This window comes from Streptomyces sp. SID10853, from assembly GCF_010548145.1.
In the GTDB taxonomy this organism is placed as follows: Bacteria; Actinomycetota; Actinomycetes; order Streptomycetales; family Streptomycetaceae; genus Streptomyces.
On sequence record NZ_JAAGLN010000108.1, the window covers coordinates 1 to 22,293 of the forward strand.

Annotated in this window: 19 protein-coding genes and 1 pseudogene; 10 read left to right on the top strand and 10 right to left on the bottom strand. The window is 71.3% G+C overall.

The features are described 5' to 3' along the window. Nucleotides 1-634, bottom strand: a 634-nt coding sequence (locus G3I19_RS20440; RefSeq protein ID WP_164265109.1) for a TetR/AcrR family transcriptional regulator, incomplete at its 3' end; no start/stop codon positions are given. A 135-nt stretch (nucleotides 635-769) separates the two neighbouring features. Between G3I19_RS20440 and G3I19_RS20445 the strand changes: the two genes are divergently transcribed. From G3I19_RS20445 to pgm, 3 genes and pseudogenes are all read left to right on the top strand, one after another. Then, on the top strand, nucleotides 770-1,600 hold the full coding sequence (locus G3I19_RS20445) for a class I SAM-dependent methyltransferase (protein ID WP_164265110.1): 831 nt from the start codon (nucleotides 770-772) through the stop codon (nucleotides 1,598-1,600). A gap of 176 nt (nucleotides 1,601-1,776) precedes the next feature. After that, nucleotides 1,777-2,823: pseudogene (locus G3I19_RS20450) on the top strand (chitinase); the annotation flags it as partial. 212 nt (nucleotides 2,824-3,035) lie between these two features. Further along, nucleotides 3,036-4,676 carry a phosphoglucomutase (alpha-D-glucose-1,6-bisphosphate-dependent) gene (gene pgm, locus G3I19_RS20455; protein ID WP_164265111.1) on the top strand — a complete coding sequence of 547 codons (1,641 nt, stop codon included), beginning with the start codon at nucleotides 3,036-3,038 and terminating at the stop codon, nucleotides 4,674-4,676. Between the two features lie 45 nt (nucleotides 4,677-4,721). Here pgm and rho read toward each other — a convergent pair whose 3' ends face one another. Further along, entirely contained in the window at nucleotides 4,722-5,870 is a 1,149-nt protein-coding gene (gene rho, locus G3I19_RS20460) for a transcription termination factor Rho (RefSeq protein WP_239074612.1), read from the bottom strand. Between the two features lie 447 nt (nucleotides 5,871-6,317). On the opposite strand from rho, the gene G3I19_RS20465 reads away from it, so the two are divergent. After that, on the top strand, nucleotides 6,318-6,812 hold the full coding sequence (locus G3I19_RS20465; protein ID WP_164265127.1) for a DUF5709 domain-containing protein: 495 nt from the start codon (nucleotides 6,318-6,320) through the stop codon (nucleotides 6,810-6,812). 80 nt (nucleotides 6,813-6,892) lie between these two features. On the opposite strand, the gene G3I19_RS20470 is transcribed toward G3I19_RS20465, so the two are convergent. After that, complete coding sequence (locus tag G3I19_RS20470) at nucleotides 6,893-8,026, bottom strand: chemotaxis protein (protein ID WP_164265113.1); 1,134 nt, start codon at nucleotides 8,024-8,026, stop codon at nucleotides 6,893-6,895. 97 nt (nucleotides 8,027-8,123) lie between these two features. Here G3I19_RS20470 and glsA point away from each other — a divergent pair, with 97 nt between their 5' ends. After that, entirely contained in the window at nucleotides 8,124-9,446 is a 1,323-nt protein-coding gene (gene glsA, locus G3I19_RS20475; protein ID WP_164265114.1) for a glutaminase A, read from the top strand. Nucleotides 9,447-9,542: 96 nt separating this feature from the next. Here glsA and G3I19_RS20480 read toward each other — a convergent pair whose 3' ends face one another. After that, nucleotides 9,543-10,439 (bottom strand): glycoside hydrolase family 16 protein, encoded by an 897-nt coding sequence (locus G3I19_RS20480; protein WP_164265115.1) that lies wholly within the window; start codon nucleotides 10,437-10,439, stop codon nucleotides 9,543-9,545. Nucleotides 10,440-10,922: 483 nt separating this feature from the next. Between G3I19_RS20480 and G3I19_RS20485 the strand changes: the two genes are divergently transcribed. Further along, nucleotides 10,923-11,549, top strand: coding sequence for an LAETG motif-containing sortase-dependent surface protein (locus G3I19_RS20485; RefSeq protein WP_164265116.1), 627 nt, complete (start codon nucleotides 10,923-10,925; stop codon nucleotides 11,547-11,549). 204 nt (nucleotides 11,550-11,753) lie between these two features. Here G3I19_RS20485 and G3I19_RS20490 read toward each other — a convergent pair whose 3' ends face one another. From G3I19_RS20490 to G3I19_RS20510, 5 genes are all read right to left on the bottom strand, one after another. Then, nucleotides 11,754-12,098 carry a PTS fructose transporter subunit IIA gene (locus G3I19_RS20490; RefSeq protein WP_164265117.1) on the bottom strand — a complete coding sequence of 115 codons (345 nt, stop codon included), beginning with the start codon at nucleotides 12,096-12,098 and terminating at the stop codon, nucleotides 11,754-11,756. Next, entirely contained in the window at nucleotides 12,095-12,691 is a 597-nt protein-coding gene (dhaL, locus tag G3I19_RS20495) for a dihydroxyacetone kinase subunit DhaL (RefSeq protein WP_164265118.1), read from the bottom strand. The genes G3I19_RS20490 and dhaL overlap by 4 nt, the downstream gene beginning before the upstream one ends. A gap of 33 nt (nucleotides 12,692-12,724) precedes the next feature. Further along, nucleotides 12,725-13,717 (bottom strand): dihydroxyacetone kinase subunit DhaK, encoded by a 993-nt coding sequence (gene dhaK / locus G3I19_RS20500; RefSeq protein WP_164265119.1) that lies wholly within the window; start codon nucleotides 13,715-13,717, stop codon nucleotides 12,725-12,727. A 458-nt stretch (nucleotides 13,718-14,175) separates the two neighbouring features. Continuing rightward, entirely contained in the window at nucleotides 14,176-15,372 is a 1,197-nt protein-coding gene (locus G3I19_RS20505) for an NAD(P)/FAD-dependent oxidoreductase (protein ID WP_164265120.1), read from the bottom strand. Between the two features lie 365 nt (nucleotides 15,373-15,737). Further along, nucleotides 15,738-17,030: a multidrug effflux MFS transporter gene (locus tag G3I19_RS20510; RefSeq protein ID WP_164265121.1), complete on the bottom strand. Its 1,293-nt coding sequence runs from the start codon at nucleotides 17,028-17,030 to the stop codon at nucleotides 15,738-15,740. Between the two features lie 52 nt (nucleotides 17,031-17,082). Between G3I19_RS20510 and G3I19_RS20515 the strand changes: the two genes are divergently transcribed. Further along, a complete protein-coding gene (locus G3I19_RS20515; RefSeq protein ID WP_164265122.1) occupies nucleotides 17,083-17,598 on the top strand; it encodes a MarR family transcriptional regulator in 516 nt (171 codons plus the stop codon). A gap of 240 nt (nucleotides 17,599-17,838) precedes the next feature. On the opposite strand, the gene G3I19_RS20520 is transcribed toward G3I19_RS20515, so the two are convergent. Further along, nucleotides 17,839-18,600, bottom strand: a complete 762-nt coding sequence (locus tag G3I19_RS20520) for an IclR family transcriptional regulator C-terminal domain-containing protein (protein WP_164265123.1) — start codon at nucleotides 18,598-18,600, stop codon at nucleotides 17,839-17,841. A 247-nt stretch (nucleotides 18,601-18,847) separates the two neighbouring features. Between G3I19_RS20520 and G3I19_RS20525 the strand changes: the two genes are divergently transcribed. From G3I19_RS20525 to G3I19_RS20535, 3 genes are all read left to right on the top strand, one after another. Beyond that, a complete protein-coding gene (locus G3I19_RS20525; protein WP_164265124.1) occupies nucleotides 18,848-19,678 on the top strand; it encodes an SDR family oxidoreductase in 831 nt (276 codons plus the stop codon). A gap of 77 nt (nucleotides 19,679-19,755) precedes the next feature. Then, nucleotides 19,756-21,168, top strand: coding sequence for an FAD-dependent oxidoreductase (locus tag G3I19_RS20530; protein WP_164265125.1), 1,413 nt, complete (start codon nucleotides 19,756-19,758; stop codon nucleotides 21,166-21,168). After that, the coding region (locus G3I19_RS20535; RefSeq protein ID WP_164265126.1) for an FAD-dependent oxidoreductase at nucleotides 21,165-22,293 on the top strand (1,129 nt) is incomplete at its 3' end. The genes G3I19_RS20530 and G3I19_RS20535, both read left to right, overlap by 4 nt.

Genomic DNA, 22,293 nt, shown 5'->3' on the forward strand with positions numbered 1-22,293 from the left:
CGGCGGTCGCCGGCTCGTCAGGCCTGCTGTCAGGCGCGCCGACGGCCCGCAGACACAGGGCGGTGATCGCGGCGACCACGGGCCCCGGTTCGTGCTGGTCGCCGACCGGCGAGAGCGGACCGAGCAGCGCCTCGCCGATCGCACCGATCACCGCGGCGGCGGAGAGGCCGGGGTCCTGCGCGGGCAGCTCGCCCGTCGCGACCCCGGCCGCGATGATCTCCCCGGCCAGCGAGTGGTAACCGCTGCGATAGGTGCGGCGCTCCGCCTCCACCAGCGGATCCACCCGCTCGGCGAGCAGCGCCCAGGCGGTCCGCGGCGACTTCAGCGCACGGTACGAGAAGACCTCGACCAGCGCCCTGAGCCGGGCCGCCGTGTCCTGCTCGGCCCGTACCGCGTCCTGCACGGCGGCGAGTTCATGACCGGCGGTGTGCCGGAAGACCGCGGCCAGCAGCTCCTGCTTGGACGCGAAGTGGTTGTACACGCTGCCGGTGGAGACACCGGCCCGCGCCGCGAGTGCGGCGACACCCGCAGCGGCGTAGCCCCCTTCGGCCAGCAGGCTGCGGGCGGACTCCAGCAGGCGCTCGCGATGAGCGGTCCTGGTCGCCTCCGTACGGGCCGTCGGTCGGTACGCCATGATCTGAACCCCGATTCATATCTTCCGTACCACTGAACCACCCGGTTCAGGACCGCACAAGGCGCGAGGCGGCGCGGGCCGGACTCCCCGGGCCGCCGCCCGCGTAATCTGAACCCTCTGAAAGGTGGCACGGCCATGTCCTCACTCGCCGAAGAGCCCGCACTCGCCGAAGAGCCCGCGGAGCGCGGCGCCCCGACGCTGTCCTCCCGCGCCGCGGCCGTGCTCACCGGCCTGCGCCGGCCGTTCGCCGCACAGGGCCCGACCTTGCGGGAGCTGACCGTGCAGGCGCTCTCCTCGGTCGAGCACGGCTACGACCTGCTGGCGCCGAAGTTCGACCGCACGCCGTTCCGTACGCCCGACCGCGTCCTGGACGCGGTCGGCGGCGCTCTGCGTCCGCTCGGCCCGTTCGGGGCCGGCCTCGACGTCTGCTGCGGAACGGGAGCGGGGGTCCGGGTGCTGCGCTCCCTCTGCACGGAGCGGGTCACCGGGGTGGACTTCAGCGCCGGGATGCTGGCAGCCGCCCGCTCGGCGGAGACGGGTGCGGGATCGCCCGCGGCCGAGTGGGTGCGTGCCGACGCCCGGGATCTGCCGTTCCGTGGTGCCTTCGGTCTGGCTGTGAGCTTCGGCGCTTTCGGCCACTTCCTGCCCGCCGAACGCCCCGCCCTGTTCGCCGGGGTCCACCGGGCGCTGCGGCCCGGTGGAGTCTTCGCGTTCCCTGTCGGGGCGCCGCAGTCCTTCGGCGACCCGCTCTACTGGACCCTGCTCGGCTTCGACTCGGCGATGCGGGTGCGCAATCTGCTGTGGCGGCCGCGGTTCGTCATGTACTACCGGACGTTCCCGCTGGGCGCCGTGCGGGACGATCTGACCCGGGCGGGTTTCTCGGTGGAACTGCTGCCGCTGGAGGAGTTCGGCCGCAGGCCGGACGGCAGTCCGCACTGGCGCCTCGTCGTCGCCCGGCGGGGGTGACCTGGCAGGGCGGGCGAGGCGTCACAAATGGACTGATGGGCCGTCAATTCGACTGCGGTGCAAGGGGAGTGACGGGCAAACACTCGGGAACGAATTGGTCTGGACCCTTGACGCCCTCTTGGTCCAGACCAATTATGGGGCCCGATCCGCCTGTTGTCTCACCACTGGGAGCCCCCATGAGACGTAAGACATCCGTACGCGCCCTGCTGGCCACCCTGGCGACCGCCGCGGCCTCGGCCGGGATGGTCCTGGTCGGTGGCGGCGCGGCGCACGCGGCCGCGACACCCCTGCCCGCGCATGTCTTCGCCCCGTACTTCGAGGCGTACAACGGAGACAGCCTCGCTGACCTCTCGCAGCAGTCCGGTGCCAAGTACCTGACCATGGCATTCCTCCAGACCGAAGCGCAGGGTTCCTGCACGCCCTACTGGAACGGCGACAGCAGCCAGCCGGTGTCCTCCTCCGTCTACGGGGCGGACATCACGACGATGCGCTCGCGCGGCGGCGACGTGATCCCGTCGTTCGGCGGGTACGCGGCGGACGACGGCGGTACGGAGATCGCCGACAGCTGCACCAGCGTGGACTCCATCGCGGCGGCGTACGAAAAGGTCATCACGACCTATGACGTCTCCCGTCTCGACATGGACATCGAGGACAACTCCCTGACCAACAAGGCGGGTATCGACCGCCGTAACCAGGCGATCAAGAAGGTGCAGGACTGGGCGGCCGCCAACGGCCGCTCGGTGCAGTTCTCCTACACCCTGCCCACCACCACGAGCGGGCTGGCGAGCAGCGGGCTCGCGGTACTGAAGAGCGCCAACACCTACGGCGCCAAGATCGACGTCGTCAACCTCATGACGTTCGACTACTACGACAACGCCACCCACAACATGGCGGACGACACCAAGACCGCGACCACCGGTCTGGAGAAGCAGCTCGCCTCGCTGTACCCGTCGAAGACCGCGGCACAGCTCTGGGGGATGATCGGCGTCATCGAGATGCCGGGCATCGACGACTTCGGGGCCGCCGAGACCTTCACCACGGCCGACGCGGCCTCGGTCTACGACTGGGCCACCAGCAAGGGGCTCAGCACCCTCTCCTTCTGGGCGCTGCAGCGCGACAACGGAGGCTGCCCGGGAACGGGCGGCTCCGACACCTGCTCCGGCATCGCACAGGACACCTGGTACTTCAGCCACACCTTCGCCCCCTTCACCGGCGGCGGCAGCGCGCAGGCGGCGGCCCGCCAAGGGAATCCGGTCGCCGGATCACGATGAGTGCCCCCTGAACCGGCCAACCGGTTCGGAAGGCGGGCGCGTTCACCCGGCTCCTGCCGGGTCAACGCGCCCGCCGCACGGCGGGGCATCCGCCGAACACGTCACAGACCCGGGAGGATGAGCTGACAAACTGAGCGTGACGGCCGATACGGAGGAGTGGACACATGGCGCACGAACGAGCGGGGCAGCCGGCGCGACCGGAGGACCTCACCGATGTCGCCCGGCTGGTGACCTCGTACTACGCGCTCCACCCGGACCCGGACGAGCCCGCCCAGCGCGTGGCGTTCGGCACATCGGGGCACCGCGGCTCGTCCTTCGCCACCGCGTTCAACGAGGACCACATCGCCGCCACCAGCCAGGCGATCTGCGAGTACCGCACCAGGCAGGGGACCACCGGCCCGCTCTTCATCGGCGCCGACACCCATGCGCTCTCCGAGCCGGCCAGGGTGACCGCCATCGAGGTGTTCGCGGCCAACGGGGTGACCCTGCTCATCGACTCGGCCGACGGGTACACCCCGACCCCGGCCGTCTCGCACGCCATCCTCACGTACAACCGCGGCCGGACCTCCGGCCTCGCCGACGGTGTGGTGGTCACGCCCTCGCACAACCCGCCCGCGGACGGCGGCTTCAAGTACAACCCGCCGAGCGGCGGCCCGGCCGGATCCGATGCGACCGGCTGGATCCAGGACCGCGCCAACGAGATCATCGCCGCCGGACTCAAGGACGTACAGCGGCTGCCGTACACGCGCGCCCTGGCCGCCGACACGACGGGGCGCTACGACTTCCTCGGTACGTATGTGAGCGACCTGCCCGCCGTGCTCGACCTCGATGCGGTGCGCGCCGCGGGTCTGCGGATCGGCGCCGACCCGCTGGGCGGCGCGTCCGTCGCGTACTGGGGCCGGATCGCCGAACAGCACCGCATCGACCTGACCGTGGTCAACCCGCTCGCCGACCCGACCTGGCGGTTCATGACCCTGGACTGGGACGGGAAGATCCGGATGGACTGCTCGTCGCCGTACGCGATGGCGTCGTTGATCGAGCGGTGCGGCGAGTACCGGATCGCCACCGGCAACGACGCCGACGCCGACCGGCACGGCATCGTCACCCCCGACGCCGGGCTGATGAACCCCAACCACTACCTGGCCACCGCGATCTCGTACCTGTACCAGCACCGGGAGCAGTGGCCCGCGGGCGCGGGCATCGGCAAGACCCTGGTCTCGTCCGGGATGATCGACCGGGTGGCGGCCGACCTCGGCCGCGAACTGGTCGAAGTGCCGGTCGGCTTCAAGTGGTTCGTGGACGGGCTGATGGACGGCTCGCTGGGCTTCGGCGGCGAGGAGTCGGCGGGCGCCTCGTTCCTGCGCCGCGACGGGTCGGTGTGGACCACCGACAAGGACGGCATCATCCTGGCCCTGCTCGCGTCCGAGATCCTCGCGGTCACCGGGAAGACCCCGTCCGAGCACTACACGGCGCTCACCGAGCGGTTCGGCGCGCCCGCCTACGCCCGGATCGACGCCCCCGCCGACCGCGCGGAGAAGGCGGTACTCGCCAGGCTGTCGCCCGAGCAGATCAGCGCCGACACCCTGGCGGGGGAGCGGGTCACCTCGGTGCTCACCGAGGCGCCGGGCAATGGCGCGCCCATCGGCGGTATCAAGGTGGCCACGGAGAACGCCTGGTTCGCGGCCCGGCCGTCGGGCACCGAGGACGTCTACAAGATCTATGCCGAGTCCTTCCTGGGGGCAGGCCATCTCGGGCAGGTCCAGGAGGAGGCGAAGGCGGTCGTCTCGGCCGCCCTGGCCGGCTGACGCTCCGCGGCACGGCTCCCCGGCGCCGGGTCAGGCGCCGGGAGGTCAGGCGCCGGGCACCGTGCGGTGGATCTGGCGCAGGAAGGCGGCGTTGTCGGGAGTGTGCCGGAGCCTGTCCAGCAGCGCTTCGAGCGTCGTCTGCCCGTCCCTGGAGCGCAGCGCCCGGCGCAGCCCCTGCACGGCGGTCAACTCGGCTTCACCGAGGAGCAGTTCCTCGTGCCTGGTGCCCGAAGGGGTGATGTCCACAGCGGGGAAGACGCGCCTGTCGGCCAGTGCGCGGTCCAGCCGGAGCTCCATGTTGCCCGTGCTCTTGAGCTCCTCGAAGAAGTAGTCGTCGGCGCGGGACCCGGTGTCGACGAGCGCGGTCGCGAGGATGGTCAGCGAGCCGCCCTCCTCGGCGAGGCGCGCGGCGCCGAAGAGCCGCTTGGGGCCCTGCACCGCCGCGGCGTCGACACCGCCCGACAGGGTCCGGCCGCCCGATGCGGCCGCGTTGTTGTGCGCCCGGCAGAGCCGGGTCAGCGAGTCGAGCAGGATGACGACGTCCTCGCCCTGCTCGACCAGGCGCTTGGCGCGCTCCACGGCCAGGTCGGCGAGGGCGATGTGCTCCTTCGCCGGCCTGTCGAAGGTCGACGCGAGGACGTCGCCCCGTACGGAGCGGCGCATGTCGGTGACCTCCTCGGGGCGTTCGTCGAGCAGCACCACCATCAGATGGCACTCCGGATGGTTCTGCGCGACGGCGGCCGCGAGCTGCTGGAGCAGCACGGTCTTGCCCGTTCTGGGCGGCGCGACGATCAGTCCGCGCTGCCCCTTGCCGATCGGGGCGATCAGGTCGACGAGGCGGGTGGCCGCGCCGCCGCCCGCCGTTTCGAGCCGCAGCCGCTCACGCGGGTGCAGCGGCGTCAGGTCACGGAAGTGCCGTCGGCCCCGAAGGGCCTCGGGCGGGCGGCCGTTGACCCGGTCGACCCGAGCGGGGGAGCCGGGCCGTGCACAGGTTCCTTCGACGAAGTCGCCCGCGCGAAGGCCGAATTGGCGCATCTGAGCGGTGGTCACCTGGACGTCGTCGGGCGACGGGCGGGAGCCCGGCCCGGCATACGTGCGCAGGAGGCCGTGTCCCCGGCCGGTGACATCGAGGACACCGGCGGCGGCGACGGAGAGGTCCTCCCTGGCAGGAGGGCGTTCGAGTGTGGTGGTCATGGCGAATCCTTTCGCGGGCATGCCGTCTGGCGGACATGCCGATGAGGGACCCGGCGGGCGGTGTCGTCACGCCCTGTGCGACGGGCGGAAGAGCCCGTCGGCCGGGAGAGGTGGTGCTTGTGAGCCGGATCGCCGATCATGAGAAGAAAGGCGCAGCAGCAAAGAGAACGCGATACGCGATAAATGCGGTAACTGGCACCGGCGCCCAGTGAGGGGCGTACACAAGTGCTCAACGCACCCTACCACACCTCCTGCGCGGCGCCGCCGGACCGTCACGGCCAGTGTCTGCCGGGAGGCCGGCGGCTCCCGCTGGGCCGTCCGGGACCTGCGGCGTTGTCGTGGCACGGATATGCGAGCACGCTGGAAGTGCGAGCGGTCCCGCCGGGCGAGCGGCCCGGAGACAGCAACGGACGGACCGACGGACGGACGAAGGAGCACACCGTGGCGATGGGAGCGGAAGACGCCAGGGGTGACGACGTCTACCAGCCGGACGGCAGCGAAGTCACCGACGACTCGGGCATTCTCGACCGCGAGGACACCCTGAACGGCCGTGCATCCGATCCGTACGACGAGGGCTGGTCCCCGCCGGAACGGCCGCTGGGCGTCGACCACCCGGGTACCACCCAGGAGGAGCAGCAGGAGGGCGAGACCCTGGACCAGCGCCTGGCCGAGGAGCTGCCCGACCCCGCGCTGCTCCGCGCCCAGGGCGGCGACGGCATCGGCGACGCGTCCGACAGCGACGGGGAGGCGCTGGACGACGAGGTCGGCGACGGCAGGTCCGGCCGGCTGGTGGCGCCGGACGAAGGGGCGCACGAGGAGGCGGAGAAGGACATGCTCGCGGAGGACGTGGGCGTCGACGGCGGCGCGGCCTCCGCCGAGGAGGCCGCTGTGCACACCGTCGCCGACCCCGCGGCCGACGGCAGCGCGCCACGCGATCGGTGACGCGGATCAGCCGGTCGTCGACGCGGGGCCGGCCGGTCGTCGACGCGGGCCGGGCCGGTCGGTAACGCGGGCCCGGCCGGTCAGTAACGCAGATCGGCCGCGATGCGGTCGTGGTCGGCGAGCGTGCCGTCGCGGACGAAGACGACTTCGGCGCCGGTGTCGAGAGCCAGCTCCACGAGCTCGTCGACGATGTCCTCGCGCACGGTCTCCCCGTCGGCGGCGGGCTCGGTCTCCTGGGGGTCGACCGGGACCAGATGGCCCTCCTTCACCCGTACGGTCCGCTGGAAGTTCTCCTCGACCGCCACCAGGGCGACCCGCCCCTCCCGTACCGACTCCCACACCTCGTCGAGGCCCGCGGCGAAGGTACGCCTGCCGCGCGCCGCGTCGAGCCGCTCCGCGGTCCGTTCGGCCGTACGCTCCCGGGACTCGCGCAGGCTCGGCTCCAGCTCCTTGTGCAGCTCGGGCGCCGGCCCGTTCACCAGGCCGCCGGTGATGACCTTGCCCGCCGCGTGCCGGGTGGCGGTCCCCACGTCCTCCAGGAGGCTCAGCGCGGGCGCGAGACCCACCACGTAGAGCGGCCGGGGCGTCGCGGCGAGGACCGCGGCGAGCGCGCTGTCCACGTCGCGGAAGAACCGCCGGGTCTCCTCGTCCTGGAAAGTGCTGGCCGTGTCGCCGATGCGCTCCTCGCGCTCCACATCGGTCTGCACCTCGTCGGGGGTGACCGGGAAGCTGTTGCCGGTGTGCTCGCGTACCGTCGCCTGGGTCCCGTGCCAGAGGGTGGCGCGGTTCGCGGCGACGACCAGCACCCAGTAGGGGGTCGCCCGGGCCCGGGCGGCGACCAGGTTCCTGGTCAGATAGCTGTCGCTGATCACCACGCGCTCCGGGACCTCCCGGGGCAGCTCCCAGGTCTGGTACTCGTCGGCACTCGCGAAGATCACCAGGCCGTCCAGGGAGTACCGCAGATCGACGGCCGCGTGCGCCCGGTCGAGCTGGGCATGCAGCCCGGCCCGCACCTCCCGCGGCAGCGGTCCGCCGTCCTCGGTGCAGGCGTCGATCCGGCGGCCCGCCTCGGTCACGAGATTGCGCAGCCGCACCGCGTCCTGGGCGTTGTCAGGCTCGCGCCGGTGCGTCGGCATGCTGAGGGACACCACCGGGTGGGGCTGCTTCTTGCGCAGGCTCTGCAGGACCGCAGGCGTCAGAGCGTTGGTTTCCATGACTCCCTTTCTGGTACTGGTGCCCCTTCACGATCCATCAGCGGCCGCACGGCTGCATCCGGACGCGACCCGCCGTGATCCGTGATTACCATGCCGCATGGCGAAGGACGGCCCGGTACTCGACGTGGTGACGGAATCCCTGGCTGAGCTCCACGACCGGCTGGGCGCGCTGCGGGACGGCGCGGTCGCCGACTACATCCCGCAGCTGGCGCTCGCCGATCCGGACACGTTCGGCCTCTCACTGGTGAGCATGTACGGACACCGGTACGAGGCGGGCGACGCGGATGTGCCGTTCACCATCCAGTCGGTGTCGAAGCCGTTCGTCTACGCGCTCGTCCTCTCGCTGCTGGGTCTGGACGAAGTGACCCGGTGGGTGGGGACCGAGCCGAGCGGCGAGGGGTTCAACGCGATCAGCCTGGAGGCGGACACCGGGCGGCCGGACAACGCGATGATCAACGCGGGGGCCATCGCCACCACGGCCCTGGTGCCCGGCGCCACCGACGCGGAGCGGTCCGACCGCATCCTGGACTGTCTGAGCCGCTTCGCGGGCCGCCCGCTGGACGTCGACGAGACCGTGCACGCATCGGAGGCGGAGACCGGCGACCGCAACCGCGCCCTGGCGTATCTGATGAGCAGCCTCGGGGCACTGCCGGGCCCGCCCTCGATCGTGGACACCTACTTCCGGCAGTGCGCGGTACGGGTCACCACCGGTGACCTCGCGGTGATGGCGGCGACCCTGGCCAACGGGGGTGTCAACCCGGTCACCGGCGAGACGGTGGTGTCCGGGACCGTCGCCTGCCAGGTGCTCGCGGTGATGGCGTCCTGCGGGATGTACGACGCGTCCGGGGCGTGGCTGCTGCGGGTCGGCCTGCCGGCGAAGAGCGGGGTGTCCGGCGGGCTGATCGCGGTGAGCCCGGACCGGTTCGGAGTCGCCGTGCACAGCCCGCCGCTCGACGCCACGGGCACCCCGGTACGCGGGACCGAGGCTCTGCGGGAACTGTCCGAGCGGTTCGGGCTCCATCTGATGCGCCATCCGACGCTGTCCGCACCCACCATCACCGAGGCGGACCACGGGACACGGACGGGGCTGGTCGCCGCGCAGGGCGCGCTGGACTTCACCGCGGCCGAACGGCTGCTGCACGGCCTGTCGGAAGTGGTCCCGGAGTCCGGCGGCTGGGTGGTGCTCGACCTGCTCGACGTCACCAGCATCGAACCGTCGGGTGCGTCGGTCGTGGCCTCGGCGCTGACCCGGCTTGAGGGGGAAGGGCACCGCGTGGCCGTCGTGGTCGATCCGCACGCACCGGCCGGAGCACGGCTGACGCCGTGGCGGAGGTTCGCCTCGCGCGCGGAGGCGGTCGCCTGGTGCGAGGGCGGGCGGTCCGCGGGGGAGACGGCAGACCCCCCTCAGGCGGCGGGCTGAGCAGCTGGGGGGGGCTGCTCCCGGTAGCTGAGCGGCTGCGGGCCGGTCGGGGCGGAACCGCGTGGTCGCGGGTCCGCCCCTGCGGCGTTCGCCCTGCTACCTTGCCGGCTGGGCGGCGGGCGCGGCGGTGTTGCTGGTGGTGACCTGTACGTCGTCGACGACCAACTGCTGCGGGAAGGTGGTGTTGCCGTCCGGGTCGCCGGGCCAGTCACCGCCCACGGCCAGGTTGAGGATCAGGAAGAAGGGCTTGTTGAACACCCACTGGTTTCCGCCCACATCGGCGGGTGTACGGGTCTGGTAGACGTTCCCGTCCACGGACCACTTGATGGAGTCGGGCGCCCAGTCGACGGCGAACGTGTGGAAGTCGTCGGAGAACGCCTGGCCACTGGGGAGTGAGTAGGGCGCCCCGATGCCCGCCGCGCCCGAGTAGCCGGGGCCGTGGATGGTGCCGTGCACGGTCGACGGTTCGAAGCCGACGTTCTCCATGACATCGATCTCACCGGAGTTGGGCCAGCCGACCTGTCCGATGTCGTCGCCCAGCATCCAGAAGGCGGGCCACATGCCCTGTCCCTTCGGGATCTTCATCCGGGCCTCGACATGGCCGTACGCGGCAGAGAACTTGCCCGAGGTGTTCAGCCGCGCCGATGTGTACTGACACGAGCCGTACCAGCACTGGTAGTTGCCCGGGTTCTCCTTGCGCGCCGTGATGACCAGATGGCCCTGGCCGTCGAGTGCGGCGTTGTCACTGCCGGGTGTGTAGTACTCGCGTTCGTGGTTGTCGACATTGTCGCCGGTCTCCGTCTGCCACTTGCTGCCGTCGACGGCGGATCCGGCCGGCCCGTCGAAGGTGTCGGAGAAGGTCCCGCCGGCCGCCTTCGTCGCGGGGCGGCCGGCGGAGGAGTCGGCGTTCGCGGTGGATGCGACCACCGGGGCGATCAGCAGGGCGGAAGCGGCGGCGACGAGGAGCCGCCGGGTCAGACGTGAGGAGGCCATGGCTCTCCCTTCCGGTGCACGGATCAGGTGCACTGAATGGGCATGTATGACATGGATATGACAGACATGCGCAACGGGGTCGCCCAGAAGGTGCGGCGACCGGGGTGGGGGGTGCGCGGTTCACTTCGAGATTTAAGAAGTGAACCAACCCGCTGTCAAGGTCTTGGTATGTACCACTCCGGGTAAAGGTGAATTCATGCCTGAACGCATGGAAATGAAAAGGGAGATGTGTCCGTGTTGTGTGTTCGGGAATTGAACAGAATCTGTACGGGAGGGGCATGACGGGCCGTCCGGCCGCCCACCGGACCGGCCCCGGAATTCACCGGGGCGGCAGAGGCCCGGATGCCGGGCGCCAACTGGGCGATCATGGCCGAAGGTTGGTCACCGGAGTGAAGTACGGGGCGCCTGTGCGAGCGGTGGCATCGGGGCGGTACCCTGCGCGCGCACCGCCAAACGGGCGGCGCAGCAAGTGTGGAGGATTTTGTGACCGTTTCCAATAGATCGTGGCGGCTCCGGGGGGCCTTCATAGCCGCAGCGGCGAGCGTGGTCGGCGTCGGCCTGTGTGCTGTCCCGGCTCAGGCACACACGCCGACGTGGAGCGTTTCGTGCTCCGAGGTCACCCTTGACCTGACGGCGTACAACGCCGGCGTCACCAACACCGTGACCGTCAGCGTGGACGGGAAGGACATCCTTCCCGCGGAGAAGTTCGGCTCCTCGATCAGCAAGACGCTGCCGCTGGGTGAGCACACCAAGCCGCTCACCGTGCACCTGGTCGTGAAGGCCGGTGACGGGGACCAGTTCTCGAAGGACGACACGAAGACGGCCCCCGTCTGTGCCACGCCGCCGCCCTCGGCGCCGCCGGTCACGCAGACCCCGACGGAGGCCCCCAGTTCCGCGGCCCCCGCCCCGAGCAAGGCCCCGAGCTCCGCACCCAGCAGCCCGGCGGCCGCGGCGCCCGTGCCGTCGCCGAGCGCCACCGCGCCGTCGGACCTGGCCGAGACCGGTTCGTCCAGCTCCACGCCGCTCATCGCGGGTGCGGCTGCCGTGGTCATTCTCGCCGGTGGCGGCATCATGTTCGCCGCGCGCAAGCGTCGCAGCGGCCAGAACTGATCTTCCACGACTGCCGGCGCCCCTGTGGGAGGCGCCGGCAGTTCCGTGTGCGGAGCAGGTCCCGTACGGCCCGCCCCACGGGCAGCTCTGTCCTGCCGGGGCGCCGCCCGTCCGCCCGCCCGCCGCAGACGGGGGACTTCCGGCCCCACGGCGTCCGACGCCGGATGCGGCGGCGAGGCGAAGCCGGCGCATGACCGGACGCGCTCACGCCTTCCGGTAGTCGTACGCCTCCACGGCCGCGGCCTCCACCGCGTCGAGGTCGCCGCCCGCGGAAGCGGTGACCATGGCGGCCACCGAGCCCTCCAGCCACGGGGCATCCCCCACCCCAGCGCCGTCAGGGCGTCCGCACCCCTCGGCCAGCAGCGCCTTCCCCGTCAGCACCCCGCTCACGAGAGCGACCAGGACCGCCCCACCCTCGCCCCGGCCCACCGCGGCGGCCTCCCGCCAACACCATCCCGCGCCGGTCCCGACCCCCCCCGCCGGCGGCCCGCCGGCCGCCGCGACCGGCGCGCTGTGGGACACCAGGACGATCCCCACCAGCGCGCTCATTCGGCGGCCTCCGCGAGTGCGCTGAACAGCAGCGCCGACGATGTCGCTCCCGGATCCTGGTGACCGATGCTGCGCTCACCGAGATAGCTCGCCCGGCCCTTGCGCGCCAGCAGCGGTACGGTCGCCAGCGCACCGGCATCCGCGGCCCGGGCCGCCGCGTCGAAGGACTCCCCGAGCGCGTCGGCGGCAGGCAACAGCGCGTCCAGCATCGTCTTGTCGCCCGCGGCTGCGCCGCCCAGCCGGCTCACCGCCTCGGTCCCGGCCTTCAGCGCCGCGGCCAGCTGCTCCCGGTCGACGGACGGGCTGTCGCCGAGCGCCTTCCCGGTACGGCGCAGCAACGTCCCGTACAGCGGTCCCGACGCCCCGCCGACGGTCGAGATCAGCTGCCGCCCGGCCAGCGTGAGCACCGCGCCCGGAGTCTGCGGGGCCTCCTTCTCCAGCGTGTCCTGCACGGCGGCGAAGCCGCGCCGCAGATTGCTGCCGTGGTCGGCGTCGCCGATGGCCGAGTCCAGTTCGGTCAGCCGGTCAGCCTCCCTGTCCACGGCTGCGGCCGCCCCGGCCATCCAGCGGCGGAAGAATTCAGCGTCGAGCAAAGGTCCTCCTTGGTGAGTCGGTGCACGGGACGGTCAGCAGCCCCAGCGCAGCGCGGCGGTGTTCACCGGCGCGTCCCACAACCGCAGCAACTCCTCGTCCACCTGGCAGAGCGTCACCGAGCAGCCTGCCATGTCGAGTGAGGTCACATAGTTCCCCACGAGCGTACGGGCGACGGGCACGCCACGCTCGGTCAGCACGCGCTGCACCTCCGCATTGAAGCCGTACAGCTCCAGCAGGGGAGTCGCCCCGGCGCCGTTCACCAGCGCGATGACCGGAAGATCCGGCCTCAGGTCCTCCAGGACGGCGTCCACCGCGTAGTCCGCGATCTCCCGTGAGGTCATCATCGCGCGCCGTTCACGCCCCGGCTCGCCATGGATCCCGACTCCCAACTCCAGCTGCCCGGCCGGAAGGTCGAAGGTGGGGCCGCCCTTGGCCGGCGTACTGCAGGCGGACAGCGCGACCCCGAAGGACCGCGCGCTCCCGCACACCTGCCGGGCGACGGCCTCGACCCGCTCCAGCGGAGCGCCCTCGTCGGCCGCGGCCCCCGCCAGTTTCTCCACGAACAGAGTGGCCCCTGTGCCGCGCCGGCCGGCGGTGAACGTGCTGTCGCTCACTGCCACGTCGTCATTGACCAGCACCTTCGCGACCCGTACGCCTTCGTCCTCCGCGAGCTCGGCCGCCATGTCGAAGTTGAGCACGTCGCCCGTGTAGTTCTTGACGACGAACAGCACGCCCTCGCCGCTGTCGACGGCCGCCGCGGCCCGCACCATCTGATCGGGCACCGGTGAAGTGAACACCTCACCGGGACAGGCGGCGGAGAGCATCCCGCGACCGACGAATCCGCCGTGCAGCGGCTCGTGCCCCGACCCGCCGCCCGACACCAGGGCGACTTTTCCGGCCACGGGTGCGTCACGCCGTACGATCACGCGGTTCTCGACATCGACCGACAGCTCCGGGTGGGCGGCCGCCATCCCGCGCAGGGCGTCCGCGACCACGGTCTCCGGGACGTTGATGAGCATGTTCATATGTGCCTTCCAGTGAGGCTAGGAGTTCGCGTACTGACTTGCGTTCCAGCAGGTCGAGCAGTGTTCGGGCGGGGGTGGATACTGGCTGTCGTGACGGCCCGTCAGTCCAGGCGGATGTTTTGGGGGTGCGTGCGGCCGGCGGTCCAGTATCGAACGGCCACCCCCGAAGGTCACGCCTCACAGACATGCGTTTCGGAGATGCGTCGCACTGCCATCGGCGTACCGAAAGCAGCGGTACACGCGGTCCCGACGGGGCGCGGCTGAGCGTCCTGGGCACCAGCAGGGACGCCTGCTCCGCCCTGCCGGCGCCGGCTCGTGAGCTGTAGTCACTCCGGCGAGGGAGCGCCGCCGGCCGTGCGAGGGGACGGCCGGCGGCCTCGGCGGCCGTGCGCAGGGACGTGGCGGGGCCATGGGCGTCGGCCCAGGACGTGCGGGCTCAACAGGCTCCGCCGACGCGTCTAGCGCTGCCCGACCCGCTGCTGCCCGGTCTGCCTGGAGTCGGCCACGATCGAGAAGGCGTAGTCGGTCATGCGGTTCTCGTACGCGCGGACCGCGTCCACCAGCGGCTCACCCGCACGGGCCGCTTCAGACAGGGCACGCGTGAGTTCACCGGCGTCCCGAAGGGCGGTGTTGGCACCCATCGCCAGGACCGGGCTCATCGCATGGATCGCATCGCCGATCAGTGTGACCGGGCCGGGCTTCCAGGCCGGCACGGGGGCGGCGGTGGAGATTCGCAGGGGGAACAGGGAATCGGTGTCCCACAGTGACAGCAGCCGGTGGATGTCCTCGTGCCAGTCGTCACCCAGGATGCCCAGGGCGGCGTCGCGCAGTCCCGCGGGGGCGAGTCCGCGCAGTTCATCGAAGGAGGGCATCGCCGGGTGGTCGGCGGGGGCGCCGACCATACAGGCGACATAGTCACCGACCGGGGACAGCGCCACAGGCGGGGTATGTGCCAGGCCGGCCTGGTCAGGCCGATGACTGAACTCCACCGGGCCCAGGCCCAGGTGCGGGTGGCCCGGGCCGCCGGTGACCACGGTGAAGATACTGTCGAAGACCCAGCTGGGTACGCCCGCCCGGGTGCTCCCGCCCTCAAGCGGGATCTTGCCGTAGACCAGCCGCAGGCCGGCATCCTCGACTCCGGCGTCAGGCAGCAGAATCCGGCGCACCGCCGAGTTGACACCGTCCGCGCCCACGAGAAGGTCGGCGCCTGCCGTACGCCCGTCGGCGAAGCGTGCCGTGACCGTGCCGTCCGCCTCGTGCTGGTAGGCCACCAGTCGCGCACCGTAGTGCACTTGATCGCGCAGTCCGGACAGCATGATCTGACGCAGGGTCGGGCGGTTGAACGGGTGCGGGCCCGGCCCGTCCCCCGTACGGGAGCTGCCGGCAGCCGCCTTGTCCGCCAGGACTTCCAAGTGACGGCTGCGGACCGACACCCGCGCCGGCGGTGCGCCGGCAGTCGCCAGACAGAGCTGGAACAGTGGGGCGGGCAGGCAGTGGTCGAGCCCGGCCAGGCCGGGCTCGTCGAGCTGGACGCGGTAGCCCTGCGGGCGGGCGCCCGGGTGGACATCGCGTTCGTAGACGGCGACATCAATGCCCTGCGAACGCAGGCCGTGGGCGAGCGTGAGGCCGCCCAGGCCGGCGCCAACAATGATCACGCGATACGGATGATGCACAGTTCTCTGCCTTCGTTCACGATGACGAAGGAAGCACCGGCGTTCCTCGGAGAGGAACCAACACCGCACGGGGCGCCGCTCAGAAACACCATTCATGAGCGAGTTTTTCGCGCATTCCAACTAGCGTTCATCACGCTAACACGCCTTCCCGGCAGCTCTCTTCGCGTCACGGCCCAGCGGCCCGACAGCCGTGCAGAACGCTCGTCATCGCTTGCTGCGGGCGCGGTGTTCCGTACAGGCCGGACAGGACAGGACAGGACAGGACAGGGAAGGACGGGGCAGGCCAGGGGGGTGGGCAGGGCGACGGCGTCGTTCTCGCTGAGTGCACGTCCCGGAGACGGTGTGTATCAGTGCGCGGTCGGCGCCGGGACGCTGTGGCGGTCGGCTTCTCCGTGGCGGAGCCACGGGCGGGAGAGGACCAGGAGGGCGGCGCCGCTCAGTGCGAGCGAGACGAGCATGATGACTGCCATCGGCATGGAGCTGGACTCGCCGAAGAGGCCGACCAGCGGAGAGGCGACGGCTCCCAGCAGGAACTGCACGCCGCCCATCAGCGCGGACGCGGCTCCGGGAGCTGACCTGCCCAGGGTCTGCCCGAGACTCATGGAGGCCGGGAAGATCATGCCGATCCCGCTGGTGACGACGAACAGGCTGATCCAGCTGCCGACTACGGTCTCACCAGCAGTGGCGACGAGGAGCACCTGAGCCAGGGCTCCGGCTGCCGCTACGCCCACCCCCGCGGTGAGCAGGGTGTTCAGCGGTACGCGGTGGGCCAGCTTGCCGAAGACCGCACCGGCGGCCAGCATGCCGACAGCGTTGACCGCGAAGACCATGGAGAAGGACGTCGACGAGAAGCCGTGGAGACTCTCGAAGACGAAGGCCGAGCCGCTGACGTAGGCGAAGAGAGCAGCCGAGCCGAAACTCAGGACCAGTACATATCCGATGAAGGCCCGGTGACCCGTCAGCCGGCCCATCGAGCGGAACGTGCCGCTGAGGCCGCCCTTGTGACGGCGCTCGGGCGGAAGTGTCTCCGGGACCCTGACCGTTACGACGACAGCCAGCGCCCCGCTGATGACCGCCAGCACGACGAACACCATGCGCCAGGTGGACACCGCGAGGACGGCCCCTCCCACGATCGGGGCGACCACGGGTGCGGCTCCGAGGATCTGGGACAGGAGCGCGAAGTACCGCGGAAGGTCCCGTCCCTGGAAACAGTCCGTGAGGATCGCACGGGCCAGCACCATGCCCGCCGCGCCCGCGACGCCCTGGAGGAAGCGTCCCGCTGTGAGGACGCCGATATTGGGGGCGATGGCACAGACCAGGGACATGGCGGTGTAGCCGAGTACGCCGCCGATGAGCAGCCTGCGCCGTCCGATGCTGTCGCTGACGGGGCCGATGATCAGCTGTCCCACCACCAGGCCCACCAGGATGGCCGTCATGGTCAGCTGGATGGCGGAGCTGCCGGCGTGCAGCGATTCCTGCATCTCGGGAAACCCGGGCACGTACATGTCGATGGCGAGTGGGCCGGTCGCGGTGAGTACCGCCAGGACCGCGACCAGCGAAGCCGCGCTCTTTACGGGAGTTCCGGGGGAGTGGGGTACGGTCGCGGGCGCCTCGGACCGCTGCGTAGCTGCAGATACCATGCAATCAAGATAACAGGTAGTACACCAGTTAACAAAGTTCGAAGGAGCTTCGATGCTGCCGTCCCCCGCCGAGGTCCGCGCACAGTGGTCCTCCGCTCATCCCGGTCTCGACACCGCGTCGATGGAGGTGGTCGAGCTGCTCAAGCGGGCCATCGCTCTGGTTTCGACCGCTGTCGAGTCCGTCTATGAAGGGGCCCCGCTGACTGTTCCCGAGGTGGATCTGCTGATCCCGCTGAGGTACGCGACCGCTCCCGTCATCGCCCGGCGCATCGCGGAACACCATGGACTGTCGCGGGCGGCGGTGAGCAAGACGCTCGCCAAGCTGGACCGGCGCGGCTTCATCACCCGCACCCCGAGCGCCGCCGACAAGCGGGTCGCTCTGATCACGGTCACTCCGGAAGGGAAGAAGGCCGTCGATGCTCTCTTTCCCCACCAGTTGAAAGTGGAGTCCGTCCTGCTCTCCGCGCTCGGCGACGACCAGCCCAAAGTCCTGGAGGCTCTGTCGCTGCTGGTGCGGTCGATGGAGTCGCGGCTCGCGACGGCTTCGAGGGAGTCGGCAAGGGGCTGAGGGGAGACGTCACCCCCGCCCCGGGTCCGTACGCCACGTCGGTCGGCGCGGTCCCGCCGAAGTGGGCTGCGAGCGGTGAGATGCCGTCGTCCCGGTCGCCGAGGCCGTCCGTGCTGGGAGTGGCATCGACGCGCCCTGTCCTGGTGCGACGGGCCTGCTGCTGAGCCCGGGTTCCTGCGGCATCGCATGCCACCTGGCCGTGGGACTGCAACAGGGCATGATCCTCACCGGGTTCCCTGCTCAGTGTGCCCGGCCCTGGTCGGCGAGGTAGCGGTCGGCGACGGAGACGAGGGCCTCGCTGAAGCGCGCGACGTCGGCGCGGCCGCACCGCATGACGGGCAGGGCGATGCTGAGGGCGGAGCGCTGTCCTTCCTGGCTGCCGAGGCTGACGGCGAATGCGGCCACGCCGACCTCGCTCTCCTCGAAGTTGGAGGCAACCCGCTGCGCGCGCACCTTGTTGAGGGTCTCCCGCAGCCGGTCCATGTCAGCTCCGAGCGGGCTTCGTCGGCGCCCGCTGGAGGCCACCTGGTAGCGGGCCTGGACGTCGTCGTCGGAGAGGCCGGCCAGTATGGCCTTGCCGGCCGAGGTGACGTGGGCGGAGAGGCGTACGCCGGTACGGAGGCCGAACCGGATGACGTGGTCGGTGGCCTCGATGCCGTCGACGTGGTGGATCTCGGTGCCGACGAGGGTGGCGAGGTGGACGGTCTCGTTGACCTCCTCGAAGAGCTGCTCCAGGTACGGGCGCACCTGGTCGCGCAGCGTGGGCGGGGCCGCCGCGGCGGGGCGGGCCATCTCGGGCCCGGGGAAGTAGCGGCGGCGCTCGCCCTGCTGGGCGAACCCGTCCCCGACCATCGTGGCCAGCAGCCTCTGGGCGGTTGACGGGTTGACGTCGAGAGCCGCGGCCGCCTCCCCGACGCTCAACGAGCCCGCCGAGCCCAGCAGTTTGACGAGGACGAGCACGCGGTGTGCCGCCTCCACGCGAAATCCGTCATTGCGCTCCATGCAATGAGCTTACTTTTCATTGCGTGCTCCGCAAGGTACTGGCTACGGTCCCCTCAAGTCCGGGAGCCGGGAGCCGGGAGCCGGGAGACCGCACCGGCGTGGCCTTCCGGAAGGAGCTGCGGCTCGCTCCGTGTCGAGACGAGGGAGTTTCGGGATGAGCACCACCCACCGGCAGTTCCCCGGGCCCGGCCGACGGCGTGCGCCCGCGACGCCACCGTCTTCCCCACCACCCTCGGAGGTACCTGACATGACGACAACCCCTTCCCCGGCCGCGGAGTTTCCCGAGAGCGCGGGAGCGGCGCGGCCGGAGCGCTCCGCGATCGTGACCGGCGGCGCCGGCGGCATCGGCTCCGTGATCGCGGCCCGGCTGGCGCGCTCCGGCTACCGGGTGGTCGTCGCGGACGTCGACGGCGCCCGTGCGAAAGCCATCGCGGAGGGCCTGCCGGGCCAAGGCCACCGCGGCTTCGGAGGCGACCTGACGTCGTCGGCCGTGAACGCGGACCTCGCGGCGACGGCCACCGGCCTGGCCCCGATCGGGGCGATCGTGAACGCCGTCGGTATCTCCCCCAAGCGGGAGGGACGCAAGATCGAGCTGGCCGAGATCGACGACGCCCTGTTCCACCAGGTGATGGCGGTCAATGTGGCGGCGCCCTTCTTCCTGGTGCGCGAGGCCGCCCCGCTGATGCCCGACGACGGCAGTGCGAGCGTCGTGAACCTGCTGTCGATCGCGGGGCGCACGGGCACCGGCGGACCGACGGGCGCCGCGCATCCGCCGTTCCTGCCGTCGGCGATGGTCTACGGAGCGTCGAAGGCGGCCCTGGCGAACCTCACCATCAGCCTGGCGCACGAACTGTCCGCGCGACGCATCCGCGTCAACGGAGTCGCCCCGGGCTTCGTACAGACGCCGATGATGGGCCAAGTCCCGCCGGCCGGCGCGATCGTGGAACAGGTCCCGGCCCGTCGGTACGCGCGCCCCGAGGAGGTCGCGGCAGCCGTGGAGTTCCTGCTGTCCGCGCATGCCTCCTACATCACCGGCACCAGCATCGACGTCGACGGTGGCTGGGCCCCGCGCGCCTGACCCCCGCCGCGGGCCGCGACGCGTACGGCCCGCTGGTCCCCTGCCCGCACCGACCTCGACGAGGAGAGCGAGAGCACATGCAGCAGCGCAGCGAGCACGACCTGGTGGTCCTGGGTTCCGGCATCGCCGGGCAGACCACCGCGACCACGGCCGCCGAGGCAGGTCTCGACGTCCTGCTGGTCGAGAAGCAGCCCACCCTGGGCGGCACCTCGACGATGAGCGGCGGCTGGTTCGCCTTCTCCGGCACCCCGGAGCAGGCCGAGGAAGGCATCGAGGACTCCGCTGACCTGTTCCGGCGCGACTTGCTTGAGGGCGGCCGGCATCTGAACGACCTGGCCCTGGTCGACGCCTATCTGACCCACCAGCAGGCTGCCTACGGGTTTCTGAAGGGCCATCAGGTGAGGTTCCGGGAGGTGGCGATCAGCTCCGGGATGTCCGCCGCACGTGGACACAACAGCGAGATCAGGGGCGTCTTGGCGACGCTGCACGCGGCCTTCGTCGCGGCGGGCGGGACCACGCGCACGGACACGGCCGCGCAGCGCCTGCTGACCGACGGGGGCCGGGTCGTGGGCGTACGGGCGCAGGGCCCGGACGGGCCGGTGGAGCTGTACGGACGCCGCGGTGTCGTGCTGGCCACGGGCGGTTTCAGCCGGGGCGCCGAGATGCTGAAGATCTTCGCCCCGGAGCAGCTTGCGGCCATCCCGTACGGCGGGCGCGGCAATGTGGGCGACGGCCTGCGCATGGCCTGGCGCCTGGGCGCGGGGATGGCGGACATGTCCTTCGTGGCGGCGACCTACGGCTCGCACCCCGACACGGGCGAGGAGTTCCACGAACTGCTGACCGCCTACTACCTGGGCGCGATCGTCGTGAACACCGACGGGAGGCGGTTCGTGGACGAGTCGATCGACTACAAGGCGCTCGGGCGGGCCGTCCTGGACCAGCCCGACGGTCTCGGCGTGCAGGTCTTCGACTCGCGGGTGCGGGCGCAGTCCCACCGCGGCATCCCCCTCAAGGACATGGACACCCTGCAGGAGTTGGGACACCTGCACCAGGCCGGCACACTGGAGGAGGCCGCCCGCCTGGCGGGTGTCGCCCCCGACGCACTGGTTGCCACGGTCGAGCGGTACAACCTCGCCGTCGCAGGCAGGGCCACCGACGAGCAGGGGCGCACGGGCTTGTGCAACGGCGTCGGCACCCTGCCGCCGATCGACGCCCCGCCGTACTACGCGTACCCCGCCAAAGCCCTGATGACGACGACCTATTGCGGGGTCACCGTCACCCCGGACGCCCGGGTCACCACCGTCGACGGCGAGCCGATCGACGGCCTGTACGCCGTCGGGGAGGTCGTCGGCGGCTTCCACGGAGCGACCTACATCACCGGGACGTCCCTGGGCAAGGGAGTGGTCTTCGGGCACCTGCTCGGCACCACTCTCGCCGGAACGGCTCCACAGGGCCGCAGCGGCGGCGAGCGGGAGGAGACCGCAGCATGAGCACGGTACGCGCGGAACAATTCGATGTCGTGGTCGTCGGCTCCGGTATCGCCGGGTCCTCGGCCGCGGTGGCGGCCACACGGCGGGGCGCCCGGGTGGCGCTCCTGGAGAAGCAGGACACGTTCGGCGGGTCCACGGCCCTGTCGGCGGGCATGTTCTGGACGGCCCCCGACCTGGACGCCTACCGGCGCCGTGTCCCCCTCGGCGACGAGGCCCTGGGCCGTGCGGTCGTGGACGACTTCGCCGAGTGCCTGCAGGAGCTGCGGGACACCGGCGCGCGGGTGGCCGGCACCCCGAAGACGGACATCATGACGTTCGGGACCGGCTACTCCACGGACATCCTCGCGATCCTGGCGTGGTGCAGGGACCAGGTGGAGGCGGGCGGCGGTGTGTGCCGCACCGGCACGTCCGCGCTGCGGGTCCTGCAGGACGAGAACGGCGCGGTTACCGGCCTGTTGGCCCGCACCCGTCAGGACCGAGTGCGGTACGAGACGACGGCGCTGGTGCTGGCGAGCGGCGGCTTCCAGGGAGCGCGCGACGAGCTGACCCGTGCGCTGGGGCCCAACGCCGACCGGCTGCTGCTGCGCTCCAACCCGGGCAGCGTCGGCGACGGACTGCGCCTGGCCCGGCAGGCCGGTGCGGGGGGCAGCACCGCGATGAGCTCGTTCTACGGACACCTCATCGGGGCTCCCGCGAACAGCTTCGGACCGGCGGACTTCCTGCCCAACTCGCAGTACTACTCGGACCATTCCGTTGTGGTGAACCTCGAAGGCCGCAGGTTCACCGACGAGACCCTGGGCGACGAGATCCTCAACCAGGACCTCCTGCGCCAGCCCCAGGCCCGCGGTGTGCTGATCTTTGACGACCAGGTGCGTTCCACCGTCGGCACCGACGAGCCCTTCCCCGGTCTCAGCGCCGTGGACCGCTACCAGGTCGCCGTCGACAACGGGGCCTCGCATGTCCGGACCGACACCCTGGAGGACCTGGTCGCGCGGGTGGCCGACTGGGGCATCGACCCGACCGTCCTGAGCCGGACGCTCCGGGACTACGGCGCGGCCGCCTCGGCCGGGGGCGGGTTCGCGGGCGGCACACCCGTGTCGCCGCGAGCGCGCGCCCCGCGGACCG